Annotated in this window: 14 protein-coding genes; 9 read left to right on the top strand and 5 right to left on the bottom strand. The window is 60.5% G+C overall.

Annotation, left to right across the window (positions count from 1 at the left end; genetic code table 11):
• Window positions 1-1162 precede the first annotated feature (1162 nt).
• Both XpruCFBP8353_RS22255 and XpruCFBP8353_RS22250 read left to right on the top strand, forming a co-directional pair.
• A complete protein-coding gene (locus tag XpruCFBP8353_RS22255; RefSeq protein WP_101365163.1) occupies window positions 1163-1711 on the top strand; it encodes an RNA 2'-phosphotransferase in 549 nt (182 codons plus the stop codon).
• A gap of 160 nt (window positions 1712-1871) precedes the next feature.
• Window positions 1872-3137: a phospholipase D-like domain-containing protein gene (locus XpruCFBP8353_RS22250; RefSeq protein ID WP_162301157.1), complete on the top strand. Its 1266-nt coding sequence runs from the start codon at window positions 1872-1874 to the stop codon at window positions 3135-3137.
• 31 nt (window positions 3138-3168) lie between these two features.
• Here XpruCFBP8353_RS22250 and XpruCFBP8353_RS22245 read toward each other — a convergent pair whose 3' ends face one another.
• Window positions 3169-3678: a hypothetical protein gene (locus tag XpruCFBP8353_RS22245; RefSeq protein ID WP_101365168.1), complete on the bottom strand. Its 510-nt coding sequence runs from the start codon at window positions 3676-3678 to the stop codon at window positions 3169-3171.
• Between the two features lie 276 nt (window positions 3679-3954).
• On the opposite strand from XpruCFBP8353_RS22245, the gene XpruCFBP8353_RS22240 reads away from it, so the two are divergent.
• The gene (locus XpruCFBP8353_RS22240) at window positions 3955-4161 is read left to right on the top strand and encodes a hypothetical protein (protein WP_101365162.1); all 207 of its coding nucleotides are present in this window, start codon (window positions 3955-3957) and stop codon (window positions 4159-4161) included.
• Window positions 4148-5260, top strand: coding sequence for a type II toxin-antitoxin system RelE/ParE family toxin (locus XpruCFBP8353_RS22235; RefSeq protein ID WP_101365161.1), 1113 nt, complete (start codon window positions 4148-4150; stop codon window positions 5258-5260). Before XpruCFBP8353_RS22240 ends, XpruCFBP8353_RS22235 begins: the two co-directional genes overlap by 14 nt.
• 206 nt (window positions 5261-5466) lie before the next feature.
• On the opposite strand, the gene XpruCFBP8353_RS22230 is transcribed toward XpruCFBP8353_RS22235, so the two are convergent.
• Window positions 5467-5955 (bottom strand): hypothetical protein, encoded by a 489-nt coding sequence (locus XpruCFBP8353_RS22230; protein WP_101365166.1) that lies wholly within the window; start codon window positions 5953-5955, stop codon window positions 5467-5469.
• Window positions 5956-6628: 673 nt separating this feature from the next.
• On the opposite strand from XpruCFBP8353_RS22230, the gene XpruCFBP8353_RS22225 reads away from it, so the two are divergent.
• Entirely contained in the window at window positions 6629-8248 is a 1620-nt protein-coding gene (locus XpruCFBP8353_RS22225) for an alpha/beta hydrolase (protein ID WP_101365160.1), read from the top strand.
• Between the two features lie 112 nt (window positions 8249-8360).
• On the opposite strand, the gene XpruCFBP8353_RS22220 is transcribed toward XpruCFBP8353_RS22225, so the two are convergent.
• Window positions 8361-8759: an antitoxin Xre/MbcA/ParS toxin-binding domain-containing protein gene (locus XpruCFBP8353_RS22220; RefSeq protein WP_162301156.1), complete on the bottom strand. Its 399-nt coding sequence runs from the start codon at window positions 8757-8759 to the stop codon at window positions 8361-8363.
• 266 nt (window positions 8760-9025) lie between these two features.
• Between XpruCFBP8353_RS22220 and XpruCFBP8353_RS22215 the strand changes: the two genes are divergently transcribed.
• Complete coding sequence (locus XpruCFBP8353_RS22215; RefSeq protein WP_162301155.1) at window positions 9026-9481, top strand: hypothetical protein; 456 nt, start codon at window positions 9026-9028, stop codon at window positions 9479-9481.
• A gap of 17 nt (window positions 9482-9498) precedes the next feature.
• Here XpruCFBP8353_RS22215 and XpruCFBP8353_RS22210 read toward each other — a convergent pair whose 3' ends face one another.
• Both XpruCFBP8353_RS22210 and XpruCFBP8353_RS22205 read right to left on the bottom strand, forming a co-directional pair.
• On the bottom strand, window positions 9499-10191 hold the full coding sequence (locus XpruCFBP8353_RS22210) for a DUF2306 domain-containing protein (protein WP_243391186.1): 693 nt from the start codon (window positions 10189-10191) through the stop codon (window positions 9499-9501).
• 30 nt (window positions 10192-10221) lie between these two features.
• Window positions 10222-11124: a pseudouridine synthase gene (locus XpruCFBP8353_RS22205; RefSeq protein WP_101365157.1), complete on the bottom strand. Its 903-nt coding sequence runs from the start codon at window positions 11122-11124 to the stop codon at window positions 10222-10224.
• Window positions 11125-11495: 371 nt separating this feature from the next.
• Here XpruCFBP8353_RS22205 and XpruCFBP8353_RS22195 point away from each other — a divergent pair, with 371 nt between their 5' ends.
• The 3 genes from XpruCFBP8353_RS22195 to XpruCFBP8353_RS22185 all read left to right on the top strand — a co-directional run bounded on the left by XpruCFBP8353_RS22195 (window position 11496) and on the right by XpruCFBP8353_RS22185 (window position 16579).
• Window positions 11496-13046, top strand: a complete 1551-nt coding sequence (locus XpruCFBP8353_RS22195; protein WP_207759701.1) for a choice-of-anchor Q domain-containing protein — start codon at window positions 11496-11498, stop codon at window positions 13044-13046.
• Window positions 13047-13534: 488 nt separating this feature from the next.
• Entirely contained in the window at window positions 13535-14371 is an 837-nt protein-coding gene (locus XpruCFBP8353_RS22190) for a restriction endonuclease (RefSeq protein WP_101365155.1), read from the top strand.
• 51 nt (window positions 14372-14422) lie between these two features.
• Window positions 14423-16579: a hypothetical protein gene (locus XpruCFBP8353_RS22185; RefSeq protein ID WP_101365164.1), complete on the top strand. Its 2157-nt coding sequence runs from the start codon at window positions 14423-14425 to the stop codon at window positions 16577-16579.
• The last annotated feature ends 142 nt before the right edge of the window (window positions 16580-16721 follow it).

Raw genomic sequence — 16721 nt, 5'->3', positions numbered from 1 at the left:
GAGGTGAGTGCGAAGCGTGCTGTGGCGCGTGGAGACAAGGCCTGCGCCCATCCAGGCCAAAGCAGTCCGAAGTGCCCGAGATTTCGTTACGTGACCCGCTCGAGCCCACCACCACGCAGTTAGCTACCAAAACCTCCACCACGGTCGACGATTAGGCGGCGTACTATTTTCCACGGCTGCCGACGAGTGATGCGTATCGGGCTCTTCGAATCCGCTTTTTTGCATCAGAGATCGGAGCCACCTCACATCCACTCGACCCATCAACCCGTTCGGAAAGTTGATTCCACGTTCCCCTAAGGAACTGGGATCGATGCTCCACGCCTTAGCAAGTCGCATCACATGGGTCTCAGTAGGGAAGTCCAGGTCAGTGCGTTCCCAGTAATCATCGTCAGCCGCTTCCTCACTCTGCTCATCAAAGAAGCGGAAACTCAGCGCACGCTCCTCATCGCTTTGCCCCCCCCGAAATCTACCGGGGTCTCGCCACTTGATCCTACATAAAGAAACGCCCTCTGAACCTGCCCACATTTGCATCGAGCCCACCCGTGTGCCTCTACAACTCGATGAGACGCGAAGTAATGCACTTCGGCGCCTCCAAGCCTTTCGCTGACAAGACTCGCAACGGCAGCGAAGGCCGGTTCTTGGTCCACCAAGTCGAGCAAAGATGTTCCAACAGCGAGAGTCCAACCCTCGACTGGCGGGCAGACGAAGACCAAAGAATCTTCGGAGTACGCCGTAACGACACCCTCGTTCCAGTGAACATCCCGCGCGTCAGAAACTCCAATTGCATCCGCAACATCACGCGGAGACTCGGATCGCACGGCAAACCACGCGGTCTTGTAGCCAAAGCCATGGATGTCCATACATTCCTTCGCTTGATGCCCAATGCTTGAGTGGACAATTTGGGAGAATCTGCCGGAGCTCGCAGGAGTAGGCAAGACCGAATGTCGTTTGCTGATGCTCGCGCCCTCATTGAACTGACACTGGCTACTTTGCGGCCCATCGCTCTTGCGACGTGGCTCCATGCGGCGCGGGCGGGTCGGATGTCTCGTTGCGAAGAGTCTCGGCTTGCTGAGACCGAACTTGCCTCAGCCCACCGTAGAACCAACCGCATAACACACTCTAGACTCGCCCTTCAAGGCACCCGTCACCTCTAGCACTGCCCATGCGCACGTCTCACACCGATACCAGCAAGTTTCTCAGTTATGTCCTTCGCCACGCACCGCAGTCCATCGGGCTGACACTGGATCGCGAAGGATGGGCTGACATCGACGCCCTGGTCGCCGCCGCCAACTCCGACGGAAGGGCGCTGGATGCAGACCTGATCCATGCGGTGGTTTCCAGCAGCGACAAGCAGCGCTTTGCGTTGTCTGCCGACGGCCGGCGGATCCGCGCAGTGCAGGGACATTCCACATCGACCGTTGCCCTGGAACACGTGGCACGCACGCCGCCTTCGATGTTGTATCACGGCACTGCGACCCGGTTTTTGGAGGCGATCCTTGCACAGGGCTTGCAGCCCGGCCAACGCCACCATGTGCATCTGTCCGCTGATCCGGACACCGCCACGACGGTCGGCGCACGCCACGGCGCGCCAGTCGTGCTCCATGTGCATAGCCTGCAGATGCATGCGGAAGGCTGTGTGTTTTTCCAGGCCGACAATGGCGTTTGGCTGACCCCGCATGTACCACCCAGATATCTGCACGTTGCGGAGTGATGCGACCAGCACATCGCGTGCGTGGCCCAGTGCGCTGCTGCGTACGCAGCAGGTGAGCGACCGCGCCGCCTGCTGTCGTCCTTCACAACGCCCAGCCGCCCCCCTTGCCAGAATGCCGGCCGCTTGAGGCCGCGGTGGCACAGGAACGGGAGTTGGATGCATGGCATGGATCATCGTGGCCACGGTCATCGTCACCTTGCTGGTTGGGCTGCTGCTGCTCAACTTCGCCACGCCCGAGAAAAAGCTCGAACACATCCCCAGCCACTGCTACGACGTCTCCGACCCGCAGTTCAAACGCGAGATGTCGGTATTGCTGGGTCCGGCGATCCTGCCCGGCAACAAGATCCAGCCGCTGCACAACGGCAGCGAGATCTTTCCGGCGATGCTGGCAGCCATCCGCGGCGCGCAGCGCACCATCACCTTCGAAACCTATATCTATTGGTCTGGCGAGATCGGCCGCGAGGTCAGCCAGGCGCTGTCCGAGCGCGCACGTGCCGGGGTCAAGGTGCGCGTCACCATCGATTGGGGTGGCAGCCTGAAGATGGACCCTGCGCTGATGGAGGCCATGACCGAGGCTGGCGTGGAGGTGCATCGCTACCGCCCGCTGACCTGGTACAACCTGCACCGCGTCAACAACCGCACCCACCGCAAGCTGCTGGTGATCGATGGTCGTATCGGCTTCACTGGCGGCGTGGGCGTGGCCGACCAATGGATGGGCGATGCGCAGGACCAGGAGCACTGGCGCGATTCGCATTACCGCATCGAAGGCCCGGTGGTGGCGCAGGTGCAAACCGCCTTCAACGACAACTGGATCAAGACCACCGGCCGCGTGCTCAATGGCACCGACTACTACCCCGAACTGGCACCGGCAGGCGACAGCGACGCGCAGCTGTTCGTGGCCTCGCCCTCGGGTGGCAGCGAAAGCATGCACCTGATGTATTTGATCGCCATTGCCGCCGCGCGTACCTCGATCGACCTGGCCGCTGCGTATTTCGTTCCCGATGCGTTGATCACCCGCTCGCTGCTGGAAGCGCGTGCGCGCGGCGTGCGCATCCGCGTGCTGCTACCGGGCAAGCATATCGATGCGATCTCGGTGCGGCTGGCATCCAAAGCCCGTTGGGAGCCGCTGCTGCAGGCCGGCATCGACATCCACGAATACCTGCCCACGATGCTGCATACCAAGTTGTTGATCATCGATGGCTTGCTGGTGTCGGTGGGCTCCACCAACTTCGACATCCGCTCGTTCCGGCTCAACGACGAGGCCAGTTTGAATGTCTACGACCGCGCGCTGGCCGCACAGATGACCGAGGCCTTCGAGCGCGACCTGCAGCAGGCCGAGCGTTACACGCTGGAGCGTTGGCGCGCACGGCCGTTGCGGCAGAAGTTGGGCGAGACGCTGGTGCGTCCGTTTCGGTCGCAGGTCTAGGCAGTCGGCGTATCGGCGTGCGCTGCGTGTATTAGGCCTGCTGCAGCCGCAACTGGCGCAGGCGCCACCACAGCCCGCCCAGGTGCACCAGCGAATACAGCACCAGTGCCGCGGCGATTCCCAACGTCAGCGGGCTGGCCTGCGCACCGGCTGCCGCCGCACCTGTATTGAACGCACCATCGGCCCAACGCCAGGCCAGACGCCCCAGCAACACCAGCATCAGGCCGCCGCCGATCCACGGATTGGGTGTGTACCAGCCTTGCCCATCCGCCCATTCGGCTCGCGTGTAGCGCAGCGACAGCGCACCCAGGCCGAGGCCGATCAGCGTGCCCGCGGCAATGCCGAGCCGCACCTGCGGCAACCCGTAGACCGCCAGCCCCAGTGCCACCGCAAGGATGAGCAGGGCCGTCATGCGTACACCGGTCGCCACTGGCTTCCACGGCTGCCGGCCGAAGCTGCGCCGGATACGCCGGTAGTACAGGTAGCCGATGCCGGCCATCGAGAGATACGGCGTCAGGGGTGCGATGGCAGCGGCGGGCATGGCGAGTCCTTTGCGGATGCGGTGAAAAGCGGCCGACGCAGAATGAAACCAGCCAGCGGCACGCACAAGGTGCCAAGTGTCACTTTCTGCGGGCGGCAGTGGTAGCCGGCTGCCTGCCACCGATGATGCGAGATGGCTGTGCGCGACCGCGACCGCGGCGGCGGATGCGCTCGCCGCCTGCCCGGTGAACGCGGCGAGCGCACGCCAGCGGTTGCCATACGCGAACAGGAGCTGCGCGGGTAGACTTGCGCGCAGTGCTCCTCCCACCGCAGTGCCATGTCCGCCATCAAGCACCACGCCCATACGCTGATCGACACGCTGCCCGAGACGGCCGGATGGGGCGAGGTGATCCGCGTCGTAGCCGATGCCAGCTTCCAGGCCGCCGTGCAGGATGGCATTGCTGCCGCGGATCAGGGCGCGTTGACGACGCCGGCACAGGTGAGCGCACTGTTCGCCAGATGGGGCGTTGATGTTACGGCGTGACTGGACCGTCCCGGCCGCCACGCAGCTTGCACACGCCCAGGATCACTACCACGCGCTCAACCCGACCGCCGCCGCTGCGCTGGCGCGGCAGGTGCTGGAAGCCACCCGTACCCTGGCCGAGCAACCGGGCCGCGGCCGTGCTGGACGCGTGGCCGGCACCCGCGAGTGGGTGGTCAAACAAACTCCATACGTGCTGGTCTACCGCGTGCGCGACGACGCCCTGCAGGTGCTGCATGTGCATCTGGATGCCAGCGACTGGCTGCCCCGCACCGAACCGCTGATCGAACGCATCGAACCGTGGATTGCCGCGCTGATCAGCGCGTTGCTGCACGTGCTGATGCTGCTGATCCTGCTGTCGGCGTCCACTCCCACCATGACCCCGCCGCAAGGCTCGGCTAGCGGTGGACGCATCAAGGTGGATTTCGTCGGCGACACCGACCAGCCGCAGCAACCCACGCCTTCGCCGACGCCCACCCCGCCCTCGCAGACCCCCGCGCCGGTGCAGCCGCCGCCGGCCGCATCGCCGCTGCAATCGACGCTGGTCCAGAACGCCAAGAACCCGGTGCCGCCGCAGGGCGATACCCGCCGCGGCAGCCTGGCCGAGCAACGCCGTGCACAACCGGTGCAGCGCCCCACCCCGCCGCAGCCGCCGGCCGAACCGTCATCGCCACCGCAACGCCGCCCGGAAACCTGGACCGGTCGCCCGCCGGGCATGCTCGAAGAGCCCGCCGACGGCGCCGAAGACGGCATGGCCAACACCCCCACCATCAGCCAGGGCCGCCGCAACGACCGCAACAACGCCCAGCCCAGCCTGGATATTGGCGGCTTCCAGGTCTATTACGAGGTGCGCAGCGAAACCCAGCTGCGCGCCTGGAAAGAACAAGGCATGCAGGAAATCGCCATCATCCTGCCCGGCACCCAGCAACGCATGATCTGCCCGTTGGATGTCGCGCTCAAACGTGGCTCCAGCAAATGCCGCCTGCTGCCGCCGGATTCACCGGAGTTGAAATCCATCGGTGATGCCCGCGAGGTCATCAACATGATGGAGGTTTACCGCCAGGGCGAACCGGTCTGGCGTGGGCCAGGGCCGTATCGGTGAGGCTAGTTGCCTGCCACACATGTCGGCAGGCAACCGTGCTGCCTACTCGGAACGTTCGTAGCGAAGAACGCCGCCGTGCTTGCCCCTGGCTAGGGTCCTGTTTTGGACACAACCTGCTCTGAAAACGCGGCAGAGAACTCCTCGGCACCGCGCGCTGAAACGCTTGTCAGTGAACTAGTTCGGCGGCGACTTGAACGTTGCAACCATCAACGCCCTTGGTCTTTTCCGAGCTGGCTGCTCAGCGCTCCCTTGAAGGGCGCCGGATCGCTGGTGACCAGGCAGTTGTAGCTCTTGTCGCTATTGAGCACGAGCACCGACGATTTCGGCCCCTTGAAATTCAGCCCGATAGAGAACAGCACATAGGTATTGGGCAATTCGCTGGGCCGGAACGCACCAAAGGCATACTGGCCAGACAATCCCAACGGCGACAACGGCACCGTGAGCATCAGCGGCTGCATGGCAACAGGCGATGGCAGCGACGAGGAAGCATTCATCATCTTGGACTGCACATCGATGGAATACGTGGTCGTGACCGCCATTCCCAGATATTTGGAAGTCGTTTCCGCAACCTGCTTGCGACACGCCGCAATATCTTCGGGCTTCCGATCCTGCTGGCCGTTCTGCAGCGTGGCAAATACATGGCTTAACGTGACCGTTTCCTTCCCGGGCACCGGCGCGGCAACAGCAACGCTCATGCACAGTGCGGTCGCCAGCAGCGAGAGACTGCATGCCGCAATCGCACCGCGCCGGTGTGTGTTATGGATCATGTCGATCACTCCTAACTATGAGTTTATGGTGCAAGAATGACCAGCGGCCATGGTTCGTCGTGCGATGTACTGCGCGTTGACAGAGCACGCAGTGGCATTTTCGAAACTCTCAAGCCGCAGATGATCGCCAGTGTTTTTGACGACGAAATACGTCGTTGAGAGTGATACCAGATCTACATCGATGTTTCATCGCGTACTGCCTGGTGCAGCGATCTTGAGTTTCTGCAGCGTGCCAACCCGACAAATCGTCTCAACGCTTTATTTACGTGATGCAGTTTGGTTTTCAAAAGAGAACAGACCCATCCGGTCAAGGGCGTCACACAACACCTGGAACAGAACGGCTCCGTCGCGTGGCGGGGGACGTGCAAGCCGGCGGCAAGGTGACACGCGTCGATGCGTCCGTATCAAGAGCCGGCACGTCGTGCCTTGAACCACCAAAAGGTTTTCGCCTGCGCTGCAAGCGACCCCGACCTGCATTCGTAAAACACGCAGATCCGATGCGCTGACCTCGCTTCGCCCACAGCACGCGCAGCTGCCCGGAAACTGGCTACAGTCTGCACAGGGCCAGCGCGCCCGCTCCTTCACCCGTTCAAGGATCTGCATGTCCCTGCATCGTCTTGCCCCGCGCCTGGGCCTGGCCATTGGCCTGCTGTGCGCCTGTGCCGTGCACGCCGCCGAGCCGGCGCCGGCCCATCGTCTGCTGCGCGTCACCCTTGACGGGGCGACCGACCAGGCCACCTCCGGGCGCCTGTTGGTGTTCGCCACCCTGGCCAAGGATGCCAGGGCAGAAGCCAAGCAAGGCGGTAAGGACGGCAAGGTGGAAGAGGTGAATATGAATCCCTTCCGCCCCACCGCAGTGGCGGTGGCCGCGCAGGACGTCACCGCGCTGGTACCCGGCGGCAGCGTCCAGATCGATCTGGACAATATCGCCTTCCCCAAGGCGTTTTCTGCGCTGCCATCTGGCGAGTATCTGGTACAGGCGGTGCTGGATCCGGACAACAGCTATAGCTACAGCGGTCGCGATGGTGGCGATCTGCTGAGCGAAGTCACTACCGTGACATTGGCCAACGGCAAGCCATTGCCGGCGCTGACCTTGAGCAAACAGGTGCCTGTCTCGAACGATCCGTGGCAGGTTTCGCCGCGCGCGCCGCAGGCGGTGCGCGATGCGGTGCCCGAGGCCAAGCACCATAGCGCCGATGCCTCGATGGTGAGCCCATCGCTCAGCGCGTTCTGGGGCCGGCCGGTCTCGCTGCGCGCACGCGTGATGACCCCGCCGGGATACAACGCCAAGGCCGCCACGCGCTATCCCACCGTGTATGTCACGCACGGCTTCGGCGGCAACTACAACCGCTTCGCCGGCACTATTGCGTCCACCTGGCGCCTGATGGCGGCCAAGCAGATCCCGCCGATGATCTGGGTGTTCCTGGATCAGGCCACGCCTACCGGTACCCACGAGTTCGCCGATTCGGTCAACAACGGTCCGTGGGGCACCGCGCTGACCGAAGAGTTGATCCCGGCGCTTGAGCGACAGTACAAGATGGATGGAAAGGCCAGCGGCCGCTTCTTGACCGGCCATTCGTCCGGCGGCTGGGCGACGCTGTGGTTGCAGACGCGCTATCCCAAGCTGTTTGGCGGCACGTGGTCCACGTCGCCGGATTCCAGCGATTTCCACGATTTCACCGGCCCGGACTTGTACGCGGCCAATGCCAACCTCTACCGGCGCGCCGACGGCAGCCAGTTCCCGCTGATCCGCGACCACGGCAAGGTCGTGGCCGATCTGGAAACCTTCGCCAAGCTCGAACGCGTGATCGGCCCGTACGGCGGCCAGCTCACCTCGTTCGAGTGGGTGTTTTCCCCGCGTGGCGCCGACGGCCGCCCGCTGCCGATGTTCGACCGCGACACCGGCAACGTGGACCCGGCCGTGGTGGCCTACTGGCGCACCCACTACGACATTTCCGCGCGCGTGGCCGCGCACTGGCCCACGCTCAAACCGGATCTGGACGGCAAGATCCATGTGATCGTCGGTACCGCCGACACGTTCTACCTGGATGGCGCGGCGCATAGATTCCAGGCGGTGCTGGATGGCCTGGGCGCCAAGAGCGACTTCCGCTACCTGGAAGGCCGCAGCCACTTCGATCTCTACGTCGAGGGCGATGACAACGACGCGCTGATGAAGAAGATCGCCGCAGAAATGTACACAGTGGCGCGACCGAAGCGGTAGAGGCGTGGGATCACGGCGTTGCACGCAGCACTGCGCACGTGCAATGCATATCGACACCGACGCACTGCACCGTGCACGTCACATCAGCACAGGCGGCGTTGTCGGTCGGTCATCAGGCAGACCGCGGCAATTCCCATTCCACCTGTTGCCGCAACACCAACAACAACACCTGGATGCGGCCGCCGCGCACCATCTCGGCAGGGGTCTGGCCATCGAGGGCGTTCATGGGTGCGCGGAACCAGCGGATCAGCGCCTCGTTGTTGCCGCCGTTCAAGGCCCACGCATGGCAGACAATTTCGCCCAGGTTTTCGATGCCTGCGGTACCCAGCAATTTGAGGTGCTCGGGAGTGAACGCAAACAGCGATAGCACCAGCTCGGCATCGGCCGCCTTGCCGTGATCGACCTCCATCTGCTGGCTATGCGCGGTGCTGTAGATCGACGCCTGCGCACGGAAATCTTCGGCGCGCCGCATACCGGTCAGCACTGCTGCAATCAGGTCGGCGCGTTCCATGGAGTCTTCCAGGTGAGGACGTGCGCGCACGCTAACCGGGCCGCTGCTGCCGCTCAATCGGGAGACTCCTGACACACTCTGAAGGCGTCGGCGGCCGTTGTATGACGCGCCGCGTCACCGCAGCGGCGTGCATCCGGGGCTGGAAGCTCGCTCGCACCTTCGCAGCGCTTAACAGCGGGATTGCTAGGATTCGGGCGCGTCACTGGCAGCAGCCTGCACGTGAATGGGCTGCAGTGTTGGAGTCTCACCTCATGAGGAGTTGTCAGATGCCCTGGAAATCCGCTCTCGCCATGCTTGCCCTGTCCGCCGCCGCGCTGCCGGCGCTGGCCCAGTCCGACCGCCAAGTGGTCGAGGACATGGTCACCCGCTCGGCCAATGTCTGCCCCGGCCACAGCACCGAACGCACCACACCCACCGTCAAGGCCGTGCCCGTCGGTGCGCTGCGCGTGATGCTGGAACGCGGCCTGGTCATGTGCCCCGACCGCCGCCTGGATGCCGAAGCGCCGGCAGTGTTCTACGGCCGCCTGGGTGTGTTCGCCTGGAACCCGGAAGTGCCCGCCGGCAAGACCGTGATCGTCCAGCAGATCGGCGCGATGACCCGCAAGGACGACTACCCGGTCGAAACGCAGGTATGGGACGCCAAGGGCACCGCGCTCAAGCAGCAGACCGTGCCGATGTTCGAACCACGGCCGGGTGCGGCGGTGTTGTACAAGGTGCGTTGAGGCGCACCGACGCCGTTTCAGCCGCGCGTCGTTGACGACGTCGGCACCTGGCGCGGCGCAGCCATGCGCACGCGCCAGAGCTTGGTCGGTGCGACGCTGGTTGCCACAACGTGGATCAGCACCGGCAGTGCCCAGCTTGCCCAGAGCAACGCGGCAATCGTGTCAGGAGAAGGCGCCACCCCAGCGGCGATCGCTGCGTAGAGCGCGATGCGAAACATGACCGGCGCCAGCGTTACCAGATACGCCCGCACCATCCAGCGTCGGTGACGACCGAGCTGTCCGCGACGGATAGCCGCCAGGCCCACGGACGCCACCACCAGCCATGCCGCTTCCGTCGCCGCGAAGGCGACGCGGATCGCCATCGGCGCAGGCGAGGTTGCGATCAACGCAGTGGCACCGAACAGTGCCACCAGCATGCCGGCGAAATACGCACGCCCAATCCAGCGATGCACCCATGCCTGCTCGCGCCAGCGTTGCGTGGCGAACTGCACCGTGCCGAGCGCGATGCCCACCGCACCGCCGCCCAGATGGCACCACAGCCAACCGCGGCGAGTGAGGAACATGCCATATGCCGGCGAGTCCAGCTCGGCGTATTTCAGATACACGTGGCGCACAAATTCTGTAGCGAAGACGGCCAGCGCAAGCCACAACAGCGCCCATGCCACGCGGGCAATCGACGTCCCGGCAGATACCTCAGCACCATCGCGCATCGGATCAGGTTGCATGCACCGCTCCTTCGGTCAGTGAGCGCTCACGTGCATCGGCCCCACCGTCGCGGTGAACGCTCTCGGCTCGCCGGTGAGCGGATCATCGAATGCCAGCGTGTGCGCGAACAGTTGCAGCGGACGTTCCGGGTCGTCGGGCCGCTGGGCTTGGAGGTCGGGATAACACCGGTCGTGCAGGATCGGCGCGCCTAGCGCGGCCATGTGCACACGCAATTGATGCTTGCGGCCGGTGACTGGCTCCAGGCGATAGGTCCACGTGTCTGCTCCGCGCGCGACCACCTCGATCACCGTCTCGCTGTTGGGGTCTCCCATTCCCTCACGCATGCGAAAGAACGGGTCGCCCGGCTCCAGCCGGCTGCGGCGCACATGCGGAAACGTCAGCTCTGGAAGGGGCAGTGCCACTGCGAGGTACTGCTTGCGGATGCGCCGCTCGCGAAACAAGGATTGGTAGATCCCGCGCGTGGCCGGGTTCGCCGAGAACAGCACCAGCCCGGCGGTCTCGCGATCGATGCGGTGCAACGGCACCAGCGCCGGATTGTCCAGCCGCTGCACCAATCGCGTCAGCAGCGTCTCGCGCACATACACACCGGCCGGTGCGACCGGCAGAAAATGCGGCTTGCACGCCACCACCAGATCCGCGTCGGCGTGCACCACTGTCTCGACATACGGAATGACCGGCTCATCCGTCACCTCGCGGAAATAGCGGATTTCCGTACCCACGCGATAGGGCGCTGAAAGCGCCAAGGCATGGTCATTGGCATCGCGCACCAGGCCGCGTGCGAAGCGGTCGCGCCAACGCTCGGCGGCAATCGCAGGAAAACACGCGCACAGCGCATCGAAGACCGAGACCCACGGTCCGGCAGGCAACTGGAAGCGGCTGGCCGGCGTGCCATCGTGCGTGCGGGGTGCATCGGGCATCGCCGAGATCGCAAAAGATCGAGAAGGCAGCATGGTAACGCGCGCTGCCGCGCTACATTGCATTGCATGCAGCATCGCGATTGCATGAAGCACTGCAGCATCGTTTGCTCGCTGCAGTCGCTACTTTCCGCGTGCGCGAAGCGATGTGCGCTGGCACGACGCTGCCGCGTCGACGCATGGTGTTCTGGAACTTAGGTTGGAATACCGACGCGTGCGATCGCGCACCATGCCACGCCCTCATCATCAGACCCGCAGCCTGCAACACACGTGTCATCTCGACCGTTGACGTTACGTGCTGGCAGCACGCATTCCCCCACTCCCTTTCTCAAGCAGGAACACCACCCATGCGTTCAACACTTCACGCAACCGTCGTGACGGCCGGACTTTGTGCCCTCGTCACCACCAGCGCGGCCATCGCCGCAGTGCCATCGGTGGCGCAATGCACCACGCCTCAGCCGTGGGCGCATTCCAACGCCGGTGTGGTGGTCGGTAACGGCACCGCGGCCAGTTGTACCGCCAGCGCACTCGCAACTGCGGTGGCGCAAGGTGGCTATGTCACCTTCAACTGCGGTGCGAGTGCGGCCAGCATCGCCGTCAACCAGACCATCAACATCAGCGCCAGCACGCCCACGGTGATCGATGGCCAAGGCAAGATCACCCTGGACGGCCGCCAGGCCGCGCGCATCTTCCAGGTGCACAATGGTAATGCGCTGTCTGTACGCAATCTCAAGCTGCAGAACGGCAGCTCCGTGCAGCCGGCATCCAACACGCAATACGCGCCGGGCACCTGGGGTGGCGGAGCAATCAACGTCAATTACCGCGGCAAGCTGGAAGTGATCAACAGCCAGTTCCTCAGCAACCGCAGCAGCATTGGGGGCGGCGCCATCTTCGCCGGCAGCGATACCGACGTGACCATCGTCAAGAGCTCTTTCTCGAAGAACACCTCGTGGCTGGGCGGCGCGCTCTACACGCAGCTCAGCCGCCTGACCATCGTCAATTCCGAGTTTGTCGGCAACCAGGCCATCAATGCACCGGCCGGCTTCCCGGATGCCGACCAGTTCGGCAACAGCGGCGCGATCGACACCGACGGCGCCTCGCTCGCCGGCTACCTCAACGCTGCTGCCGGTGGCGCCACACTTTCCGTTTGCGGCACCGTGGTGCGCAACAACACCGCGGCCAATAGCGGCGGCGGCGCCACGCTGTGGGCGTATGCGCCCGACACCATCGACGTGCGCTATTCCACCTTTGCCAACAACATCGCCTACGGCGGCCCGGCCGGTGGTGCACGCATCAGCCTGGGCTTCGGCGATACCACGCACTCGGGCACTACCATCACCACCCCGGGCATCATCAACGTCGAAGAAACCAGCTTCCTTTCCAACCGCGCCGAAAAGAGCAACGCCGGCGCCTTGTATATGGACTGCTACGGCCCGTCCTGCAATGTCAGCAACAGCACCTTCTATGGTAACTACGCAAAGGGTGTGGGCGCGGCGATCCAGCATGTGGGTTGGCAGCCGTCCAATGGCGACCAGGGCAAGACCACGGTGCGCTTCAACAACGTGACCTTCGCCGAAAACACCCCAGGGTCCACGTTGTTCGGCAGCGGCTTCGACATCCGCAACGGCATCTTCTACTCCAAGACCGAGCGGACCTTCTGCAGCGACCAGAGCAGCACCGGCAACAACCTCATCGAGTACTCGGCTGCGGGCGGCCTGTTCCATAGCTGCCTCACCGCCGGCCTGGCACGCGCTACCGATCCGCTGCTGAGCGCACCGGCCGCCAACGGTGGACCAACGCTGACCCAATTGCCCGCGGCCAACAGCCCGGTGCGCAATCTCGGCAATAACTGCCGCAACATCGACCAGCGTGGCGTTGCACGCGACACCGCCGTTTGCGACGTGGGTGCGGTGGAAATCAAGTAAGTCGAACTGCGCGTCCTTGCCGTCTGGCGAGGACGCGCGTTTGGGTGGCCGGGTGGCCGGGGGGGCTAGTAGGCTCGCTTGGTCGCGCAATCAAGCGGTAGTCGCGTCGCGGTGCAATGCCGCGTCGGCACAGATTGGCGTTGGCTAAAAGGCCTCGTGCGCAGCGTGGGCTGCTGCCCACCTACGAACAATGCTTGCGCACCTCATTGGCAAAGATAGCTACCGAGCGTGGGAACCACCGAGTGGTTTCCAGAATGTCTATGAGGCTTGCGATGTCACTCATCCGTTAGCACCTACCGCCAGCGGATACCTGCACAAACTGCACTGAACTGATGCGAGCGAGCTCAAGCATTGGCATTTGAATAAGCCATTTGCGCTGAAGCGCATCGTCCCGACATTTGATGAGCCACAGACCGCAATAGCATCGTTCGCTTGCTGACAACGCGCGTTTCAGCGGTTATGTTCGAACCTGGAACGGGGGTTCTTGCATGGGACGCAGAAAGAAGCAGAGCGGGTTCGAAGCGTTGGCCGCGTTGCCGTGGCCACTCGGCCTCGTTGCGGGAATCGTTGCTTATCTTGGGGTCCGCTACGGCATCGGCTGGTGGTTCTCCCACCAGGGCGGGATGCTGTCGCAGGGCTTTGCCCAGCAATCCAATGGAGTGTTCGCGCCATTGGCGTGGATGCTGCTCGGCGTCTGCTGGCTCGCCGCGCTGTGCTCCTATCTGGGCACGCGCAGTCGGCGACGCTTTCTGGAGACACGCACCACCCTGGAGAGCCTGGCCGCCGGCGGCTGGCGCCAGTTCGAACTATTGGTAGGCGAAGCCTTTCGCCGGCAAGGCTATAGCGTTGAAGAAACCGGCCTGGGCGGCGCAGACGGCGGCATCGACCTGATCCTGCGCAAGGACGGCCGCCGCACGCTGGTGCAATGCAAGCAATGGAAGCGCCAGCAAGTTGGCGTCAGCGTCGTGCGCGAAATGTTCGGCCTGCTCGCCCATCACCAGGCCCACGCGGTGAAGATCGCCTGCACCGGTACTTACACGAAAGACGCTGAGCGTTTCGCCGAAGGCAAGCCGATTGAATTGATTGGTGGGGAGCAGCTGCTGGGAATGATTCGAGCGGTGAAACTACACGCAGCGTCGCAACCGATACCACAAGTGGCACGCGTCGAATCCCACTTCGCTTCCACAGAATCCAATGCCTCTGCAACGATCGCCACCCCAAGCTGTCCGCGCTGCGGCAGCGCGCTTGTGCAGAGAAAGAATCGACGGACTAGCAAGAACTTTCTAGGTTGCAGCCAGTTCCCAAAATGCAGGGGAACTGCGTGAGGGCGCCTGACCACGTTTTTCATTTTTTGAACTTAAACTCGAGCGATGAACATGAGGCTGTCTGTAGACCTTAAGAACTGTTATGGCATCAGTGAATTGGTGCATGAATTTGATTTCACCAATAGCAATGGATATGCCATCTATGCGCCAAATGGTTTCATGAAAACTTCGTTTTCAAAAGCCTTCGATGATTTTTCCAAAGGACGAGAAACAAAAGACCTTATTTTCCCAAATAGAGCTTCACATAAAGTCATCAAGGATGATGCGGGAATCGACATTGCTGCTGATTCAGTTTTTGTTGTAGAGCCATATAATGCCGATTTCGCCTCTGAGAATACATCATTACTTCTTGTGAATAGTGAAGTAAAAAAAAGATATGATTATGCTCTTAAAGAGATTGCGGACAAGCAATCAGCTTTGGTTTTGAAACTTAAACAATTATCCGGATTGACGGGGAGAACAATTACTGTAGAAACAGAAATTTTGAAATGCTTTGGAAAGAAATCACTCGCTGAACTTGTAGATTCACTGGAAGAACAGGTGAATGCCGGCACTCCGTCGCAGCTTTCCAGTGTTGTTTATGCGGAAGTTTTTAATGATAAGACTGTTGGACTTTTGGATTCCGGGTCCATCAAGCATCAGCTGGAAGAATACATCCAACAATACAACGAACTGGTGTCCAATTCTGATGTCCTCAGCAAGCAGTTCAATCACTACGGCGCGTCGACTGTTAACAAGCAGCTCAAAGATAATGGGTTTTTTGAAGCCAAGCACACAGTAAATCTCAGAACTAAAGATGGGATGAAAGAGGTTACTACTGCTGATCAACTTGCTGAGAAAATTGAGGAAGAGCGAAAGAAGATTCTGACAGACAAGGATCTTGCTACAAAATTTGATGCGATAGATAAGAAAATCCAAAATACTGAGCTTAGGAAATTTAGAGACTACCTCTTTGATAACCAACACATCCTTCCATACCTGAAAGACTTCAAGAATCTTCAGAAGGAACTTTGGATTGCTTACTTGGTCGATCAGAAAGACCTCTATAGTCAATTCCTAGACGCCTACAGAACGAGCAAGGTCACTATTGAAGAAGCTGTGGGGCAAGCTAAGAGTGAAAGAACAGAATGGGAAGCAGTTGTTGATTCCTTCAACAAGCGGTTCTCTGTCCCGTTCAAGATGATTGTGGCAAACCAAGATGATGTAATCTTGAAAGGCTCACAACCTTCTATTTCATTCAAGTTTAGAGATGGTGATGGTGAAAGTGATGTTGCTAGAGAATCCTTGCTAAAGGTTCTTAGTCAAGGCGAAAGAAGATCGCTTTATATACTGAACATCTTGTTTGAGATAGAGACAAGAAGGAAGAAAGGCGCAGTTACGATATTAGTGATTGATGATATTGCAGATTCTTTTGACTATAAAAACAAGTATGCAATCATTGAGTATCTAAAGGATATTTTCAGCTCAGGGAAGTTCATGTGTCTTTTTCTCTCTCACAACTTCGACTTCTACAGAAGTATCAGCGGACGGTTAAATTTAAATTGGAGCTGCAAGCTACATGCAACAAAAACCGGCAGAAAGTTGAAGCTGGTGCAAGAAAAGTATCAAAACAATCCATTTGATTATTGGAAGAATAATATCACCACACCCGCTTACTGCATCTCGGCCATCCCTTTTGTTAGGAATTTGGCTGAATTCTGCGGGCACAAAGATGAATTTTTAAAGCTAACATCACTGCTGCATGTCAAAGATGATACTGACACTTTAACTCTTGATGAGCTTTGCGCGATATATAAAAAGATACTGGCTGATAAGCAGCAATTGGCACTGACCCCACCAGCGAAGTTTGTAATCGATGTGATCCACGAAGAAGCAGAATCGGTTCTCAATCAGCAGGAGGAAGCAATAGAGCTTGAGGGAAAGATTGTTCTATCAATTGCCATCAGACTTTTAGCCGAACGGCATATGATTAGAACCATCAACAATGCTGTTTTTATTAAAGCCATCAAGAAGAATCAGACAATCAAGCTTCTTCAGGAATACAAGAGATTGGGCCTTGGTAGGCTGGAAGATGTTTCTGTTCTTGAGCAAGTTAACTTGATGACTCCTGAAAACATTCATCTGAACTCATTTATGTATGAGCCTATTCTGGATTTGGGAATAGCTCATCTGAAAGCGCTCTATGCAGAAGTCAAGTTGCTTCCATAAAACAAACACACGGAATGACGGGGTGATGTCACGTTTTCAATTGACATGAGACACCTTGACCTCCCATACATCCCCCACCCGCCATCCTCGCCGCAGCCTCAACCGGAGAACGCACGATGATGAAGTGGATGGGCACCGCGCT

This window comes from Xanthomonas prunicola (assembly GCF_002846205.1).
Classification (GTDB): domain Bacteria; phylum Pseudomonadota; class Gammaproteobacteria; order Xanthomonadales; family Xanthomonadaceae; genus Xanthomonas; species Xanthomonas prunicola.
Note: the sequence above shows the minus strand (reverse complement) of the source record. Positions and strands in the feature narration are given on the sequence as shown.